Here is an 18,077-nt window from a genome sequence, read left to right on the forward strand (position 1 = left end):
GAAGATGATCCATCATACTTGGCTGAACCGTCCGACGATGAAGAAAGTGAAATGTGTACATACGAATGCCGAAAAATACGTCGTCAACCGCGTATTGACCCCAGGCAAAACGTATGAGGTGAAAAACGAAACAGAAGAATTTTACTTTATCGTTGATAATACAGGAAAAGTCGGCGGGTTTTATAAAGATTATTTTAAAGAGGCGAATTGACTCGCCTCTTTCATAGTGCAAAGGAAGAAGGTAGAATTATTTAAATTTACTGTAGTTGAGCAATTTCAATTACAATAATTACCATGTAAAAGAGACAAACAGGGTACCCCTTATGCCACGTGGAGCTGTTTTTTCACGGTATCAATGGGAATATTTTGTTTCGCTGCATGGTAAATGAACTCCACGAGGCTATGTCCTTTTCTCTTGCGCAGGAGATCGAGCCCATCCGAAAAATCGCTGTTAGACTCGAATAGGCTGTACACGTAAGCAAGCTGCACCAAGATCCAGTAACGTTTCACCGCTCGATGATGACGAACGCGGTACCCATCGAGTTTCAGCTGGTCTTTCGCTTGACGGAAAAAACATTCGATCGACCAACGCTCGGCATAGTAGCGCAAGATGTCTTCGTCGCTTAGCTCCCAATCGGTGCTCAAGACGCAATGAAGATGTTCCGGTGTCATCGGTTGATCGGCTTTCCAAACAAGTAGCACCACCGCATCATCGAGACCGTTGAGCGCTCCTTCGTAACGATAGACGCGATAGCGCTCTTCTCCCACCGTGACGAGGCGGGTGTCATTCGGTTCGAGATAGCGGGCAAACTGCTTCGCTTGGATGGCGATGCCTTTCGGATAGAGAATCCGGTTCGTCTTAAGCATCGCGATGACGTGGAACCCTTTTTTCAAGCAGGCTTCCACGAGTGCTTTCGATGGATACCAAGAGTCCATCAGTACATAAACAGGACGACTCACATCCAAAGAAGAAAGCATCTCAATCGCGAGTTTTCCTTTGCTTTTTCCAGCCTCCTTGTCGTAGGGGCGAAAAGCAAACGGAAACGCTTGAGTCATCGTATGAACCATGAGCCAAACGAGAGAATGCCCCCAAATCGATTTTTTCTCTGTGTGAGAATAATGCCAATCACACCCTTGAATAGCGCATGTTGCCCGTGACGAAGGCTTCGTTTTTTGGCAAATCGTATCATCGATGGAAACAAAAATGGGTTGATTCTTCTGTTTGGCGATGCGTTCGACACGATGAAGCATCCACTGCTGGAGTTTGCGGAGCAATGTCTCTTCATCCCACGGACTTTTCGTGAAAAAATGGCTCAGTGTCGTGCGATGGTTCGGATGAAAACTCCCATGATGTAGATCGGTCAACGTTCCCGAAAAACCTTTCGTCACCATCGCATCCACGATATGAACGAGATGCTTCATCACAGGTTTCGAGAAATAAAGCGCCAACCCCAACGTCGTGAAAAACTTGTGGATTCCTTGATGATGTGCTAATCTATTCATGAGACATGAACCTCCTTGTGTGAATGGTTGGTAGCACATCTATTCTAACCAAGGAATCGGGTTCATGTCTTCTTTTTTGTCTCAATGTAAATTTATGTTATCGATTTTGCTCATCTACAGTAAATTTACGAGTACCAGAGGTATCAATAGAAAGATCGACTTTAACGGTTTTCAACGTCTCTTTTCTCAGAGGAATACTTCCATTAACGGATACTTTCTTCCACTCTTTTGGTCTTTCTTGATATAATGTCTCGGAAAGATTAAATATATCGATGTGGTGTGTCAACCCCCTCATATATAAATCCCTCACTTCTTGTTCCACTGTTTTTTTCGCTAGAGCAAGGAGTTGCTTCTCTGTTAACGGTTTCCTCAGTTCGATCAGGCTTCCTTTTGCTTTTATTTCTATCGTAAATTGAGGAAACGATGTGTTTTGTTTATAAGAAATTGTTGAAGTTGGACCAAGTACAACGATAGAAGCAACAACATTTCCCCCTTTTTTTACATAAATAGGAGTACGGGAAATATCTTTTTCAACCCAACGCATTCCTTTTAAATCGGAACGATTGATGCATGTTTGCAATTTATAGTGTTTTAAAAAGCAAATACCAGACACGGCTAACATCGGTTTTATTTTGTGGTTCTCCTCCCAATGTGTTTTTGAAATGGTAAGATAGGGAATTCGTACGGTTTTCCCGGGTTCATTTATATCCGCAACAAAACGATTTAGACGGATCGGGCGGATAAAGGAACTTTGCTCGAAAATTTCTATCGGATTAGCTAACAACGAAAAATAGACGGATGCTTGTAGTAATGGAACAGTAGAAAAAAGCTTATCCAACCGTTCTTTTGTTGCATACACCCAAAGTGTATGACGAATCTCATTATATCGGTCAAGTACATCAAACACATCTTCAAGGGGAGCCCGTTTTAATGCACGATCTGTAAAAACTATTGCTTTCACATGTCCCCATGACACCATTTGTTGAATGGAGGGATAAATGTTATCCGTGACAATGTTAAATGTTTTTCCTGTTGCCTTTCCAACAGTGGTATTGATTTTTTGTTGCCCGCCTCCTGCTTCCGCTTTAGCTAAGCCTGTAAAGCTAATGAGCTGAACATATACAATAAATTTATTATTTTTATAATCAATTCCAACTGAGTGAATATAGACAACATGGTCAATATTTTTTGTCCCCCAACATCCAGTCAATAGGAAAACAGAAAGAAGAAGGGGGACGATCCGTTTGAGCATTAGTTATCCTCCTTTTTTGGCGTGGTATCTTTCGGATGTAATAAACCTGCTCTTTTATTGAATTTTTTCCATGTATTAGGAATAATTACTTTTACTATATCCATGCTTGGTGGAGAGAGAGGTGCTAAATAGGGAACCCCAAATGTTGTTAAATTAGCCACATACGTTAATAAAAAAAACAGCGAAACGATAAATCCAAATAACCCAAAAACAGAAGAAAACACGAGCACAATAAACCGCAACAGTGTAACTGCCCCCGCTAAATTTTGATTAACTAACGTAAAGGTAGCAATTATAGAAATAGCTGTAACAACAAGGGTAGGAGGAGCAGCCAATCCCGCATCAATAGCGGCCTGACCAATAATAAGTCCACCTACAACCGATAATGTTTGCCCAACCGCAATTGGCAGTCGCATTCCCGCTTCTTTAAAAACTTCAAATAACCCAAGCATTAAAAACATTTCTAATGTGACAGGGAGCGGGACTCCCTGTCTTGAAAGTACAAGGGTTGCCAACAATGTAAAAGGAAGCTCATATGGATGAAAGGAGGTTAGGCAAACCCAGAAACCAGGTAAATAAATCGATACGGAAATCCCAAACAATCGCAATATTCTCTGAAATGCCACGAAAAAAAAGGCTGTATTATTATCTTCTGATGTATTTAATAAAAAGGTTAGATTTCCCGGACCTATCATAACCGTCGGGGTTCCATCTACCATAAGAACAAACCGACCATTTAATAAGCAATTGACAGCATAGTCTGCTCTTCCAGTATATCCGAACAAAGGAAATAAAGAGAAACGTTTGTCGCCGATTAGCTCTTCTAATTGGTTAGTGCTAGTAATCGCATCCATATTTAAATTTAAAATTCGTTTCCTTACCTCATCAATGATTTGTGTGTTTGCAATGTCTTTTACATATAATAAACCTACTTTTGTTTGGCTTCTTGTCCCGACAACAAACAATTCATACGCTAGTTGGTGTGATTTCATCCGTTTACGAATGAGAGCGACATTTTTTGAAATTTCCTCAATAAATCCATCTTTTGGACCGCGAATCGATACTTCTGTGTTCGGTTCTTCTGGAGTACGATTTGGTGGATTGGCTAGTGTTAACGAATATAAAACATCTGCTTCTTGAAAATAAATAAGCAAATCTCCATTAAACAAAAGATAATTGAGGTCATCAACCCGAACTTCCTTTCCCATTAGCTGCATCGGCATAAATTTGTTCGCCTCAATTTCTTCAACGGTTTGACAAGGATAGTTTCGGCACATATTATGAAACATTGGAAACACGACTTCTTTCAATTGTCTTGAATCACATAGTTCCTCACAATAAATAAACACCATCGTCATTGGGATATGGTTTCCCGTTTGAATAGTAGAAGTAAGAATAGCAACATCTTTGCAATACGAGTATAGTTGGCGTAGGGATTGTTCGGTGATTAAGATGGTGTGATTAGCGTTATGGTCATTAGTTTTTTGCTCATGTTTTGATGCTCGAACAGGAATTTGCATTACTATTCTCTCCTTGCTTTTATCGATGAAATGAGCGCTAATATAGCAAGTAAAAAAGACAGAAATAAGATGAGAAAAAGTGATAAAGGTAATACAGCTTTATTTAGCATATGTAGAAATGCATTGTCGCTAATAGGAACGAGCGAGGCCGCTAAAATAGCAAGGTATAGAACAATTAGCACCCAACGTCGTGACTGTTCATTGGTGATACCAAACAGTTCAGGAACTAAAGCGGTAGCAAGAGAAATCCGAACAAAAGCACCTGATAACCACTGATAAATAGAAAGAAAATCCATATGTTCAATGTATGTCCCTAAATTGATTAATCGCCATTGTTCAAATGCCGGGTAACGCAATTGCGCTGCTTTTATCGGTCCAAATTCAATAATCGCCCCGATTGTAGGGCCGATACTTAAACTCGCTGCTAAAAAAGCAAGTACTAACAACCCTAAAAATGGAAATTGGGGCTGCAACCGATGTTGCATAAATAAAATGATTAGAATTTCCGCATATCCAGCACCTGTATAAATCATTCCCTTCCAAACAGGATCCCAACCATTTTCTAAAATAGGCTTTAACAATGAATAATCTTTATGTGGAATAGTTGTAAACATCACAAAGACACCAAAAATAACAACAAAAGGCAATATAATGACCGATGTTTTAGCCACTGAAGGAATTCCCAAATAAGCGTTATAAAAGCAAAGAATCGACAATGTAAGAGAAATCGCCCAGTTTGGTGTAGCAGTTAAATAGGTAGTTGTTGTAAAGGTGACCGTATCTTTTAAAGTTACATAACTAATAGTGATTAGTAGTAGTGTTCCGAGAAACGCTACTAAATATGCAACAATAGTAGAAAATTCTGATTGTATCCATTGGAATAGAGGAATTTGTTTCGATTGCTTCATAATAAAGTGCAGAAGAGGAAGCCAGAAAAACATAATTCCTAATGTTAAAATCGCTGCAATCCATGCGTCTCGGTGTGCTGCTTCCAGTAAAAGAGGAATAACGATTACATGGTTCATTAAACCGATGGACAGCATTAATATGCAAGCAATTTGAACAATGTTTAATGGATGGGCTTTCACGATCTATCACCTTCTTTGTATTGGAATAGGATTTATTGTTTCCCAAAGGATGCAAATCCATTCTTTTTCAATAATAAGGATTGAGAAGTTAGAAAAATCTGATACAATAAACAAATAAGATTCATATAGGGGGGACGACAATTGTATATGGATTTGTTTGAAAACGACCAACCAGTTGCTTGCTTCTAAGGCGGAGCAAGCGCTCGCTCCGTCTGATAAAGAAAAAGAAAAAAGACGGAGGGAAACAAGATGAGACAAACTTTTTTCGGTTCCTTGTATTTATCGCTCGCTGCTGGCATCTGGGGCGGGATGTATGTCATTAGTAAATATGTGCTCGATTACATTCCACCATTCACACTTGTTTGGCTTCGGTATGCGGTTGCCTTTTTTGTATTATGGATGATATTACGCGTGCAGCGCGTTTCTGTTCCGAAAGAAAAGCAAGAGTGGAAGCTGATTATTTGGATTGGGATCATTGGTTACGTCCTTTCGATTTCTTTGCAATTCGTCGGTACGAAATGGTCGGATGCCCATACCGCTTCGCTCATTACATCGGCGACACCAGCATTCATTGTGCTCTTTGCCTGCTGGATGTTACACGAAGCGATTACGTGGCGAAAGTTGTTTGCGCTACTATTAGCAACAGCAGGGGTCGTTGTCGTCGTCGGATTAGGCGGCGGGGAGGCGACTTCGTTTGTAGGGAACGTATTATTAGTCGGTGCGGCGCTAACATGGGCGCTTTTATCGGTGCTCGTAAAAATCGCGTCTGCCCGACTGTCGGTATTAGTCATTACGACATATGCGATTTTCGTTGCGCTTGTTGGCACAACACCGATGATGGTGTGGGAGGTATGGAAGGAGGTACCGTTAACCTTTTCGTTGTCGATAGTCCTAGGGGTTCTTTACCTTGGTATTGTATCGACCGCATGGGCGTTTTTTCTTTGGAATAAAGGAATGGAAATGATGGATGCAGGGATTGGTTCGTTATTTTTCTTTTTCCAACCGCTCGTCGGCTCTTTGTTCGGCTGGTTGTTTTTACAAGAGCGATTGGATGTTCCGTTTTGGTTTGGCGGAGCGCTCATTATTACAGGAGTTGTCATTGCTGTCCTTGAGACAAAGCCATCGTAAGAGGAGGGAGAAAATGTCAAGTCGCGCCAAAGGATTAGCGATGGTAGTAACCGGTGCAACACTTTGGGGGCTGTCAGGGACAGCTGCGCAAATATTGTTTCAAGAAAAGCACGTCACGGCGGAATGGCTCGTAGCAGTAAGGATGGTATTGGCTGGTTTTGTGCTTGTCGTATTAAGCGCCTTCAAAGGGCTTGAGCCGTTGGCTATTTGGAAAGACCGAAAAAGCCGTTGGCAGCTTATTGTGTTCGGATTAGTTGGCATGCTTGGCGTGCAATATACGTACTTTTCTTCCATCGCCACCGGGAATGCTGCGACGGCTACGCTACTGCAATATTTAGCGCCGGTGTATATTGTTTTATATTCATTACTGTAGTTGAGCAATTTCAATTACAATAATTACCATGTAAAAGAGACAAACAGGGTACCCCTTATGCCACGTGGAGCTGTTTTTTCACGGTATCAATGGGAATATTTTGTTTCGCTGCATGGTAAATGAACTCCACGAGGCTATGTCCTTTTCTCTTGCGCAGGAGATCGAGCCCATCCGAAAAATCGCTGTTAGACTCGAATAGGCTGTACACGTAAGCAAGCTGCACCAAGATCCAGTAACGTTTCACCGCTCGATGATGACGAACGCGGTACCCATCGAGTTTCAGCTGGTCTTTCGCTTGACGGAAAAAACATTCGATCGACCAACGCTCGGCATAGTAGCGCAAGATGTCTTCGTCGCTTAGCTCCCAATCGGTGCTCAAGACGCAATGAAGATGTTCCGGTGTCATCGGTTGATCGGCTTTCCAAACAAGTAGCACCACCGCATCATCGAGACCGTTGAGCGCTCCTTCGTAACGATAGACGCGATAGCGCTCTTCTCCCACCGTGACGAGGCGGGTGTCATTCGGTTCGAGATAGCGGGCAAACTGCTTCGCTTGGATGGCGATGCCTTTCGGATAGAGAATCCGGTTCGTCTTAAGCATCGCGATGACGTGGAACCCTTTTTTCAAGCAGGCTTCCACGAGTGCTTTCGATGGATACCAAGAGTCCATCAGTACATAAACAGGACGACTCACATCCAAAGAAGAAAGCATCTCAATCGCGAGTTTTCCTTTGCTTTTTCCAGCCTCCTTGTCGTAGGGGCGAAAAGCAAACGGAAACGCTTGAGTCATCGTATGAACCATGAGCCAAACGAGAGAATGCCCCCAAATCGATTTTTTCTCTGTGTGAGAATAATGCCAATCACACCCTTGAATAGCGCATGTTGCCCGTGACGAAGGCTTCGTTTTTTGGCAAATCGTATCATCGATGGAAACAAAAATGGGTTGATTCTTCTGTTTGGCGATGCGTTCGACACGATGAAGCATCCACTGCTGGAGTTTGCGGAGCAATGTCTCTTCATCCCACGGACTTTTCGTGAAAAAATGGCTCAGTGTCGTGCGATGGTTCGGATGAAAACTCCCATGATGTAGATCGGTCAACGTTCCCGAAAAACCTTTCGTCACCATCGCATCCACGATATGAACGAGATGCTTCATCACAGGTTTCGAGAAATAAAGCGCCAACCCCAACGTCGTGAAAAACTTGTGGATTCCTTGATGATGTGCTAATCTATTCATGAGACATGAACCTCCTTGTGTGAATGGTTGGTAGCACATCTATTCTAACCAAGGAATCGGGTTCATGTCTTCTTTTTTGTCTCAATGTAAATTTATGTTATCGATTTTGCTCATCTACAGTTCATTAGTGAAAGAAAAACAAAAGCCGACGGTGAAAATTAGTTTCGCAGTTTTTTTAGCGCTTGCAGGCACGTTTTTACTAATGACAAACGGCACAACCAATCAGTTTACGGTTTCACTTGTGTCCGTCGTTTGGGGCGTGTTGTCTGGTGGCGCGTTAGCGTTTTATACGCTTGCTTCTGCCAAGCTATTAAAAACGTGGCAGACGATGCTTGTCGTTGGATGGGGGATGGTCATTGGCGGCACGGCGATGTGCTGGCTCATTCCATCGTTTGTCCCAACGAATATCGTATTCGGGGTCGATACGTGGCTATTAATTATTTTTGTCGTTCTTTTCGGGACGCTAATCGCGTTTTTACTATTTGTCGAAAGCATTCGCCATTTATCGCCGACGGAATCAAGTTTGTTGTCAAGCGTCGAGCCGCTATCTGCTGTCCTTGCCTCGATTGTTTTTTTACACGTTCCGTTTGGCATATTCCAAGCTGTCGGAGCAGCATGCATTCTATGGACGGTTTTTCTTCTTTCCGATCTACCGAAAAAACGAATGTACCGCAACATGGAAGGGGTGTAGCGATTCGCTACCCCCTTGTTGTTGCGGACGGAAATGTAATGGTTATCGTCGTTCCTTTTTGGATTTTGCTGTCAATTTTCCACGTCCCGTTCATTGTTTCAATCAATTTGACGGCCACCATCGCTCCGAGCCCTGTCCCTTTTTCTTTCGTGCTGAAATACGGCTCACCAAACCGACTAATTTGCTCGGCTGTCATCCCAATGCCGGTATCTGCAATCGCTACTATCACTTCTTCTCCTTTGCAGGAACAAGAAACGGTGACCGTGCCGCCTATCGGTGTTGCCTCGATGCTGTTTTTTACTAAGTTTAAAAAGCATTGTCGAAAATATTCGGCATTACCAATGATCATACACGGCTGGCACTTTTCAATGAGATGTACTCCATTCATTCTGGCGAATGGCTGCAATAAATGAGCCACTCGCTCCAACTCTTGTCCTACGATGAGCACTTCTTCTTTTTTCGGCGTCGGTTTGGCAAACGTTAAATAGTTGTTAATAATCGTTTCTGCACGGTCGATTTCTTCGAGGGCAATGTGCATGTATCGCTCTTGCGTTTCTTTTGGCATAGGCTGTGACTTCATTAATTGAAGAAATCCTCTTACTACGGTTAACGGATTGCGCACTTCATGAGAAATGCTCGCTGCGAGTTGGCTGACAATCTCCATTTTTTCGATTTTCACAAGCTTTGACCGCATGATGATTGCGTCTTTTAACGTTTCAAGAATGTAGACGATAAATAACATCGCAAACGGTGGGACTAAAATAAAATCAAAAATATAGGAATCGATGACTTGAAAATCAAAAAAGACGACCGCGATGACTGTTACTAAAATGTCAAGCAAAAGCGTCAGCCACATGGATGCAAATAATTTATCCGTACGATTTAGGCGGCGAAAGGCAGGAGAAGCCAAAGCAGCAATGATGAACATCGTGAAGTAGACGGCCACAGTGATCGGTTGAAATCCGTAAAAGAAAAACCGAACGGCAAGCAATATAAGCAACAAGGCGCTTCCTACGGTCCAACCTCCGTATAATGTGCCAATCAGAAATGGGATTTGCCGCAAATCATGAACGCAATTATACGCAATGTAAATCGGGAACTTCATGCACAGTAATAACGGGACTCCTGTGCAAATAATCAAAAGCAGCTGCTTATGACGAGTATTCGTTTTCCACCATTTTCCATGATCATAAATAAAATAATAGACAAACATGCTTGATAAAATGTAAAACAAGTTATTTAAAAGGTTCTGGTTGATATACGTTCCCATACACGATCTCCTAATCGACAAACATTTAACAATACTAATTATACGAAAAGACAGCGGGTTGAAAATACATTTTTCTCACCGAAATAGGGGAAATACGTTGTTTTTTTGTATGACGTGTACTATAATTAATAATACAGTTAGTATACATCATTTGGAAAGGAGGCGGGGTAGGAATGTTTGAGCTTGATATTCGCAGTCGGCAGCCAATTTATGAGCAGCTCGTCGAGAAAATGAAAGAACTCATCATCCATGAAGTATGGCAACCACACGAGCAGTTACCGTCTGTAAGACTGTTAGCGAAAGAGTTGACGATCAATCCGAATACGATCCAAAAAGCGTATCGCGAACTAGAGCACCAAGGCTACATTTATTCCATCCCTGGAAAAGGAAGCTTTGTCGCTCCGCAACCCCCGTCTATGAATCAAGAAAAAGCAGCAACGATGAAACAGCAAATGTTTAAACTATTATGCGAAGCGCTTTATATCGGGATGGCAAAAGAAGAGCTTTTAGCGCTAGTCGAGGCAGCAGAACAAACGGTAAAGGGGGAGAAAAACGATGATTGACGTTCGTGGTGTCCGGAAAGAATTCGCGGATGTAGAAGCGGTGAAAGAGGTGAGCCTTCATGTGGAGCGTGGTTCAATTTATGGATTGCTTGGCTCAAACGGCGCTGGAAAAACGACGCTGTTAAAAATGATCGCCGGCATTTACAAACAAGATCACGGCGACATTTTGATCGCTGGAGAACGAGTTTTTGAAAATACGAGCATTAAACAAAAACTGTTGTTTTTACCGGACGCGCTTTACTTTTTTCCACAAACGACGATTCGGCAAATGGCGCAATTTTATCGCGATGTTTATCCGTCATGGAACGAGGAACGGTTTGTTCAATTACAAGAAGCATTTCCACTTGATCTCGATAAAAAAATTCACCGCATGTCAAAAGGAATGCAGCGACAAGCAGCGTTTTGGCTTGCGTTTTCTGCCATGCCGGATGTGATGATTCTTGATGAACCGCTTGACGGATTAGATGCGGTCATGCGGCAAAAGGTGAAAAATTTACTCGTGCAAGATGTTGCCGAGCGACAGATGACTGTCATCATTTCTTCGCACAATTTGCGCGAAGTGGAAGACCTTTGTGATCATATTGGTATTTTGCATAAAGGCGAAGTGATTTTAGAAAAAGAACTGGACGATGTAAAAGCAGACGTGCATAAAATTCAAGTGGCCTTTCGCGGCGGCATTCCGTCTTCTTTTTTAAGCGGGTTGCATGTCGTGTATCAAGAACAGCGCGGCAGCGTCCTTCTTTGCATCGTTCGCGGGCAAAAAGAGCGGGTAGAATCGTATATTCACCAATTTGAGCCGGTCATTTTCGATGTACTGCCGCTAACATTGGAAGAAATTTTTGTGTATGAAATGGGAGGGGTTGGGTATGCCATCGAAAATATTCTCGTATAACCGTTCGCTATTTGTGCAAAATGTCCGAAACATTGGCTGGATCGGCATTGTTCATCTTCTTTTATTGTTTGCGGCCATTCCGCTGCGGATACTGATGATTTATACGAATCAAAAACGCGATTATTCGCCGGTTTTTCATAACGTGTTTGAGTTTTCCAACGTGTTTCAGGGGATGATTGCGTTTACCGTTCCAGTGCTGTTAGCGATCTTTTTATTCCGCTATATGCAAATGAAACGATCCGCTGATTATATGCATAGCTTGCCGCTTCGGCGTGAAACGTTGTTTTTTCAACAAATGACATTTGGCGCTCTTATGCTCGTTATTCCTGTGCTAGCTACAGTGCTTTTAACGGCTTTGTTATGTCAGTTGCCATTGGAAAATATGCACATTTCTGCCGCGGATCTCGTTCGTTGGACGGCAGAGATGTTACTTATGGAGCTGTTTGTCTTTAGTGCGAGCGTATGGGTAGGTATGTTTACAGGCATATCCGTATTGCAAGGGGCGTTCGCTTACATTTTGTTTTTATTCCCAGCCGGCATTTCAGTACTTATCCTTATGAATATGCGCTATGTGTTGTCCGGATTTGCCGCGGACTATTATTTAAGTGCGAATCTAGAACGGATCGTACCATTTTTCCGGTTTGTAGAACTAGCAGACAAACCGTTGGCTTCGTTCGAAATGGCAAGATATGCGTTGGCAATCGTAGTATGTTACTTATTGTCTATTTGGCTATACAAACAGCGGCATAGCGAAGCGGCAGGTCAAGCGATTGCTTTTCCAGTACTTCAACCGGTCTTTTCATTCGGCGTGACGTTTTGTTTTATGCTCGTTGGCGGGTTGTATTTTGGCGAAACACAGCGAAGCCTCGGTTGGATTTTGTTTGGGTATGTGACGTTTTCTCTTGTCGGGTTTTTTATTGCGTCTGCCATTATTGAAAAAACGTGGCGTATTTTCCACCGTTGGAAAGAATATGCCGTCTTTATCGTGGCAATAGTCGTCATCGGCAGCCTTGTTCGTTTCGACATCACCGGCTATGAAAAGCGCCAGCCAGCGTTATCTGACATTCAGCGCGTCTATTTTGGCGAATCGGTGTATCAATTTGAGCGGCAAACCGAGAAGCAATATATTTCGTACGTTCAATCCGATCAATTTTTACAAACGACGCAAAATATAAAAAACGTGTACGCTTTCCATCGCCAATTAATTGAAGACCGTCCGACGTCGTTTGCGTTCGGAGAAAATACCCGCCAAGTCGTCATCGGCTATGTATTAAAAAACGGGGAAAAAATGGTGAGAATGTACTCGATTCCAATAAACGAGTACAAACCTTTTTACGAAGCGATTATGGAATCACGGGAATATAAACACAACTACTACTTGTTATTGCAAGACAATGTGTCGCCGATTCGTCAAATCACGCTTCGGGCGGAAGAAAAAACGGTTCAAATCGCAGATCCAAAACAAATCGAGTCGTTTATCGCGGTGTTGAAAACGGAGCTAAAAGAAGAGCCATTTACCGAGATGATTTCCCCAACCAATGACTGGGGGACGATTGAACTGTTGCAAGGAGACGGCGACCAAATGCAGCTTTCGTGGAAAAAATCGTACGCTAGAATCGATGCGTGGCTGAAACAACACGACTTGCTTTCCAAAGCAAGAATAACAGCAGACGATATTCAATACGCCATCGTGGTTAAAAACGATGCGCGCACACCGCTTTATAACCTAGTAGAAAATCCGACGTTTGTAAAAGAGCTAGAAACAAGAACCGACGTGTTGCGCATTACGGATAAAAAGCAGCTAGAAGAGTGCTTGCAAAAAGCATCGTCTTATAAAACGGAATCGCGCTATATTATCGCCTTTTACCGTACCGCTCACGCTGAACCAGAATGGCATGTGATCGATGAAGAAGCGCTTCCATCGTTTATTCGCGAGCAATTGCCATAAAAAGTGTCCCGTTAAGGGGCGCTTTTTTTCGTATAAACGAAGCAAAGCCATACATCTTTTAACGATTAAGCTCGTTTTTATTCAAATATTTATTTGAATGTATTGACGGATTGGAAGCTCGTTTCATATACTATATTCAAACCAATATTTGAATATGGAAGGTGCGAAGATGGCAAAAGATATGTGTGAAGTCGTTTGTGTCGATGAAGAGAAAGTGCGTGCGCTAAAAGGGCAAATGGAAGACTTACAGGGAGTACAGCAGCTGTTTAAAGCGCTTGCGGATGGCACGCGGTTAAAGATTATTTATGCATTGACGTTAGAAGAAGAGTTGTGTGTGTGATGTCGCCAATATTATCGGGTCGACAGTGGCCACAGCATCACACCATTTGCGTTTTCTACGCGATATGGGGCTAGCGAAACATCGGAAAGAAGGAAAGCTTGTGTTCTACTCGTTACAAGACGAGCATGTGCATCAGCTTGTATCGATAGCGCTCGTACACGCAAAGGAGTTGAAAAACGATGGAGAATAAACAAGTATATCGGCTTCAAGGGCTTTCTTGTGCGAATTGTGCCGCGCAATTCGAAAAAAATGTGAAAGCGATTGAAACGGTGGAAGAGGCGCATGTCAACTTCGGGGCGGCGAAATTAACGGTCGTTGGCACGGCGACGCTTGACCAATTAGAAAAAGCAGGGGCGTTTGATGGGATTCATGTCATTCCAGAACATGAGCGGAAGGAAGTACCGCACGTTCCCTTTTGGAAAAAACGGGCGAATGTTCTTGCATTCATTTCCGCTGTTTTTCTTGTGATTGGCTACCTCATTTCGTTTGTTAAAGGCGAGCAGCACGGACTAGTGACTGGCATGTTCGCCTTGGCGATTGTCATCGGTGGGTATGATTTGTTTCGAGCAGGGCTAGCGAATTTAGGACGTCTTCAGTTTGATATGAAAACGCTCATGACAATTGCCATCATTGGCGCAGCGCTCATCGGGGAATGGAAAGAAGGCGCCGTTGTTGTGTTTTTATTTGCGGTTAGCGAGGCGCTTGAGCGATACTCGATGGAGCGGGCACGCCGCTCGATTCGCCATTTAATGGATCTTGCACCGAAAAAAGCGCTTGTGCGACGAGGCAATCGAGAATATGAAGTGGATGTCGATGATTTGCAAGTCAATGATATCATCGTCGTTAAGCCAGGCCAAAAAATAGCAGCGGATGGGGTTGTCATCAACGGCGCTTCTTCCGTTAACGAAGCCGCGATTACAGGGGAGTCGCTACCGGTGTATAAAACGGTCGGCGATGACGTGTATGCGGGAACATTGAATGAAGAAGGAGCGCTAGAAGTGCGTATGACGAAGCGAGTGGGTGATTCAACGATTGTGAAAATCATTCATCTTGTCGAAGAAGCGCAAGCGGAACGAGCTCCGTCGCAGCAGTTTGTCGACCGGTTCGCCCGCTATTATACGCCGGCAATTATGGCGATTGCGGCGCTTGTTGCCATTTTGCCACCATTATTGTTTTCAGAGGATTGGAAAACGTGGATTTATCGCGGGTTAGCGGTATTAGTAGTCGGTTGTCCGTGTGCGCTCGTCATTAGCACGCCGGTGGCCATTGTGACCGCCATCGGTCGAGCAGCTCGGCTTGGTGTGTTGATTAAAGGCGGCGTCTATTTAGAAACGTTAGGTCGGCTTCAAGCGATTGCTTTTGATAAAACAGGAACGTTGACAAAAGGAATGCCAGAAGTCACCGATATTCGTACATTTCATGAACGAAGCGAAGAGGAGCTGTTGCACCTTTCGGCATGCATGGAAAAATATTCGCAACATCCGCTCGCTGCGGCGATTGTACGAAAGGCGAAAGAGAGAGCATTGCCGCTTGACAATTTCGACGTTACCAACTTCCGCTCGATGACGGGAAAAGGGATCACCGCTACCGTCAACGGAGCAACCTACTATGTTGGCAGCCCTGCATTATTTTCCGACCATCTATTATCGCAAGACATTCGTGACGTCATTCAAGCACTTCAACAAGAAGGAAAAACGGTTGTCGTTGTCGGGGATACGGAACAAGTCTTCGGTGTAATCGCCATTTCGGACCAAGTGCGCGAACAAGTGGCGTCTGTTGTCCAACAATTGCGCGCTGCCGGGGTAACGGACATCGTCATGGTTACAGGCGACAATCAAGCGACAGCGAACGCGATTGGGAAAGCGGCTGGCATCACCGAAGTCCGGGCGGAATTGCTTCCAGAAGATAAGCTTCATATCATCAAAGAAATGAAACAGCAATACGGTCGAATCGCTATGGTGGGCGATGGAGTGAACGATGCCCCGGCCTTGGCAGCTGCGGATGTTGGCATTGCGATGGGGAGAAACGGCACCGATGTTGCGCTAGAAACTGCGGATATCGTGTTAATGGCGGATGATCTCCAACAGCTTCCGTATGCGATTCGGCTGAGCCGTCGGACGTTACGAATCATTCAACAAAACATCGCCGTAGCTTTTCTATTAAAACTGCTTGCGCTCATTTTTATCGTTCCAGGATGGCTCACATTATGGATGGCCATTTTCGCCGACATGGGCGCGACGTTAATCGTTTTATTTAACTCATTGCGACTAATGCGGGTTTGACGTCAATCCCCCTTGCGATAAAGGCAAGGGGGGGTTAATTTGTTTTCTTCCGAAACCAATGAACACATACTTCCACTCCCCACAATCCGATAACGAAAAAAAGGATACCCATTTCCATCGGTTCCATCACTTTGAACGGGTGAAAAATATCGATCACAGATCGATACATATCCATTCCTAATAACAAATTCATGATAATAGCGATGCCGGCAAGCAAGATAGGAATGAGGAATGAAATAGCCATAAATTTCATAGATCTCTCCACTCCCGTCAAACAAATTTTTTTTATCCTTTTTCTTTGCCTCCTTTTCTATTCATAGGTATTTGTATAACCAGCAACATGATTGCTCATCCTAACAAATAGCAATAGTGAATGGGGGAGAAAAATGTGGTTTCAATGGAAGAAGCAACTAAGAAAGACGACTAAAAGAAACGAACAAAGCGGTCAGGCAAAAGATGGAATTGATGAAACAGTAGAAAGTGAATTGCAGCGAAATATCGAGACGGTCCGGAATACGACGGGAAACAGCGTCGATGTCGTCATTCGCCGTTTTTTGCTCGGAAAAGAAGAGGGGATTCCAGCAGCGCTCCTCTTTGTAAGCGGGATTGTAGATGAAGAGATGATTCATCAATTTTTGCTGGAATCCGTCGTTCAACTAACGATCCCGCCTTCTTATTGTCGAGAGGAAGCATTGGTTTATATCGAACAGAAAATCGCGGCCGCTGGCAAGATGAAACGAATCAAACGGTGGAGCGAGCTATTTTTAGCACTGATGTCCGGAGAGGTTATTCTTTTGATTGATGGAGTTCCGGAAGCGTTAAGTGTGGAGGCAAAAGGTGGAGAGCACCGGGCGATTGAAGAACCGGCCACACAACTGTCGATCCGCGGACCACGGGAAGGATTTACCGAATCTTTGGCAACGAATGTCGCAATGGTTCGTCGTCGCATTCAAAATCCTCATCTATGGCTAGAAGCGATTACGATTGGTGAAGTGACACAAACGAATGTATCGATCATGTATATAAAAGGAATCGCTAGCGATGAAATTGTTGAGGAAGTTCGAAGGCGTTTGCAGCGTATTCGTATTGATGGAATTCTTGAATCCGGCTATATCGAGCAACTAATTGAAGACCAGACATTTACTACTTTCCCGACAGTCTATCATACAGAGCGCCCAGATAGTGTAGCGGCAAACTTATTAGAAGGCCGCATCGCTATTTTTGTAGAAGGAACGCCGTTTGTGTTAATAGCGCCGACAGTATTTATCCAGTTTTTTCAAGCAGTCGAAGATTATTATGCCCGCTTCGATATTGCCACAGCGCTGCGATTTTTGCGAGTATTAGTTTTTTTCATCTCCCTCGTAGCTCCGTCCGTTTATATTGCAGTAACAACATTTCATCAAGAAATGATGCCGACTCAACTCGTCATCGCTATTGCGGCTCAGCGGGAGTCTGTCCCATTCCCCGCTTTTGTGGAAGCGTTGATGATGGAAGTAACCTTTGAAATTTTGCGGGAAGCGGGGGTGCGGCTTCCGCGCGCAGTCGGCCAAGCCGTTTCTATCGTTGGTGCTCTTGTCATCGGCCAGGCAGCGGTTGAGGCAGGCTTTGTTTCTTCTGCCATGGTTATTGTTGTATCCATTACGGCGATTGCTAGTTTTGCCACTCCATCATTTGCTATTGCGATTTCGGCGCGTTTAATTCGTTTTTTACTTATGGTTTTAGCGGCGTTATTCGGATTTTACGGTATTTTGATCGGCATAGTTTTGATGACACTTCATTTATGTAGCCTCCGTTCGTTTGGAGTGCCGTATATGTCGCCGCTTGCACCGTTAATTCTAAGCAATATCCGTGATACGTTAGTACGATTTCCGATGTGGGCATTAACAGAGCGGCCGCGCTTAATCAATCAGACAAATATGGTGCGGCAAGGAAACGATCAGCGTCCAAAACCGCCTAATCAACCGGAGAAAGAAGGGGATAACCATTAAAC

The 18,077-nt window shown here is 43.6% G+C and carries 16 protein-coding genes and 1 pseudogene; 10 read left to right on the forward strand and 7 right to left on the reverse strand.

Annotated features, from left to right (window positions below; all coding sequences use genetic code 11):
- The first annotated feature begins 4 nt into the window (after positions 1-4).
- A complete protein-coding gene (locus GFC30_RS09320; protein WP_066324675.1) occupies positions 5-211 on the forward strand; it encodes a DUF6501 family protein in 207 nt (68 codons plus the stop codon).
- A 110-nt stretch (positions 212-321) separates the two neighbouring features.
- Here the strand turns inward: GFC30_RS09320 and GFC30_RS09325 are convergent, their stop codons facing one another.
- The 4 genes from GFC30_RS09325 to GFC30_RS09340 all read right to left on the reverse strand — a co-directional run bounded on the left by GFC30_RS09325 (position 322) and on the right by GFC30_RS09340 (position 5,363).
- The gene (locus GFC30_RS09325) at positions 322-1,503 is read right to left on the reverse strand and encodes an IS701 family transposase (RefSeq protein WP_066322703.1); all 1,182 of its coding nucleotides are present in this window, start codon (positions 1,501-1,503) and stop codon (positions 322-324) included.
- Between the two features lie 97 nt (positions 1,504-1,600).
- Positions 1,601-2,755 (reverse strand): Ger(x)C family spore germination protein, encoded by a 1,155-nt coding sequence (locus GFC30_RS09330; RefSeq protein WP_066324677.1) that lies wholly within the window; start codon positions 2,753-2,755, stop codon positions 1,601-1,603.
- The gene (locus GFC30_RS09335; protein ID WP_066324678.1) at positions 2,755-4,275 is read right to left on the reverse strand and encodes a spore germination protein; all 1,521 of its coding nucleotides are present in this window, start codon (positions 4,273-4,275) and stop codon (positions 2,755-2,757) included. The genes GFC30_RS09330 and GFC30_RS09335 overlap by 1 nt, the downstream gene beginning before the upstream one ends.
- A gap of 2 nt (positions 4,276-4,277) precedes the next feature.
- Positions 4,278-5,363: an endospore germination permease gene (locus tag GFC30_RS09340; protein ID WP_066324679.1), complete on the reverse strand. Its 1,086-nt coding sequence runs from the start codon at positions 5,361-5,363 to the stop codon at positions 4,278-4,280.
- A gap of 249 nt (positions 5,364-5,612) precedes the next feature.
- Here GFC30_RS09340 and GFC30_RS09345 point away from each other — a divergent pair, with 249 nt between their 5' ends.
- Together GFC30_RS09345 and GFC30_RS09350 are read left to right on the forward strand one after the other, a co-directional pair.
- Positions 5,613-6,491 (forward strand): DMT family transporter, encoded by an 879-nt coding sequence (locus GFC30_RS09345; RefSeq protein ID WP_066324680.1) that lies wholly within the window; start codon positions 5,613-5,615, stop codon positions 6,489-6,491.
- Between the two features lie 13 nt (positions 6,492-6,504).
- A complete protein-coding gene (locus GFC30_RS09350; RefSeq protein WP_148660375.1) occupies positions 6,505-6,864 on the forward strand; it encodes a DMT family transporter in 360 nt (119 codons plus the stop codon).
- A gap of 55 nt (positions 6,865-6,919) precedes the next feature.
- On the opposite strand, the gene GFC30_RS09355 is transcribed toward GFC30_RS09350, so the two are convergent.
- Positions 6,920-8,101, reverse strand: coding sequence for an IS701 family transposase (locus tag GFC30_RS09355; protein ID WP_066322703.1), 1,182 nt, complete (start codon positions 8,099-8,101; stop codon positions 6,920-6,922).
- Between the two features lie 64 nt (positions 8,102-8,165).
- Here GFC30_RS09355 and GFC30_RS09360 point away from each other — a divergent pair, with 64 nt between their 5' ends.
- Positions 8,166-8,792, forward strand: coding sequence for an EamA family transporter (locus GFC30_RS09360; protein WP_066324689.1), 627 nt, complete (start codon positions 8,166-8,168; stop codon positions 8,790-8,792).
- Positions 8,793-8,799: 7 nt separating this feature from the next.
- On the opposite strand, the gene GFC30_RS09365 is transcribed toward GFC30_RS09360, so the two are convergent.
- Complete coding sequence (locus GFC30_RS09365) at positions 8,800-10,062, reverse strand: sensor histidine kinase (RefSeq protein ID WP_066324691.1); 1,263 nt, start codon at positions 10,060-10,062, stop codon at positions 8,800-8,802.
- Between the two features lie 173 nt (positions 10,063-10,235).
- Between GFC30_RS09365 and GFC30_RS09370 the strand changes: the two genes are divergently transcribed.
- From GFC30_RS09370 to GFC30_RS09390, 5 genes and pseudogenes are all read left to right on the forward strand, one after another.
- Positions 10,236-10,625 carry a GntR family transcriptional regulator gene (locus tag GFC30_RS09370; protein ID WP_066324692.1) on the forward strand — a complete coding sequence of 130 codons (390 nt, stop codon included), beginning with the start codon at positions 10,236-10,238 and terminating at the stop codon, positions 10,623-10,625.
- Complete coding sequence (locus GFC30_RS09375) at positions 10,618-11,517, forward strand: ABC transporter ATP-binding protein (RefSeq protein WP_066324694.1); 900 nt, start codon at positions 10,618-10,620, stop codon at positions 11,515-11,517. Before GFC30_RS09370 ends, GFC30_RS09375 begins: the two co-directional genes overlap by 8 nt.
- Positions 11,492-13,465 carry a DUF6449 domain-containing protein gene (locus tag GFC30_RS09380; protein ID WP_066324696.1) on the forward strand — a complete coding sequence of 658 codons (1,974 nt, stop codon included), beginning with the start codon at positions 11,492-11,494 and terminating at the stop codon, positions 13,463-13,465. The genes GFC30_RS09375 and GFC30_RS09380 overlap by 26 nt, the downstream gene beginning before the upstream one ends.
- Positions 13,466-13,634: 169 nt before the next feature.
- Positions 13,635-13,995: pseudogene (locus tag GFC30_RS09385) on the forward strand (ArsR/SmtB family transcription factor).
- Entirely contained in the window at positions 13,985-16,087 is a 2,103-nt protein-coding gene (locus GFC30_RS09390) for a heavy metal translocating P-type ATPase (RefSeq protein WP_066324698.1), read from the forward strand. Before GFC30_RS09385 ends, GFC30_RS09390 begins: the two are co-directional and overlap by 11 nt.
- Before the next feature lie 34 nt (positions 16,088-16,121).
- Here the strand turns inward: GFC30_RS09390 and GFC30_RS09395 are convergent, their stop codons facing one another.
- Positions 16,122-16,340, reverse strand: coding sequence for a YczF family membrane protein (locus tag GFC30_RS09395; protein WP_066324699.1), 219 nt, complete (start codon positions 16,338-16,340; stop codon positions 16,122-16,124).
- Positions 16,341-16,473: 133 nt separating this feature from the next.
- On the opposite strand from GFC30_RS09395, the gene GFC30_RS09400 reads away from it, so the two are divergent.
- Positions 16,474-18,075 (forward strand): spore germination protein, encoded by a 1,602-nt coding sequence (locus tag GFC30_RS09400; protein ID WP_066324706.1) that lies wholly within the window; start codon positions 16,474-16,476, stop codon positions 18,073-18,075.
- Positions 18,076-18,077 lie beyond the last annotated feature (2 nt).

The sequence above is a fragment of the Anoxybacillus amylolyticus genome, from assembly GCF_001634285.1.
Taxonomy (GTDB): domain Bacteria; phylum Bacillota; class Bacilli; order Bacillales; family Anoxybacillaceae; genus Anoxybacteroides; species Anoxybacteroides amylolyticum.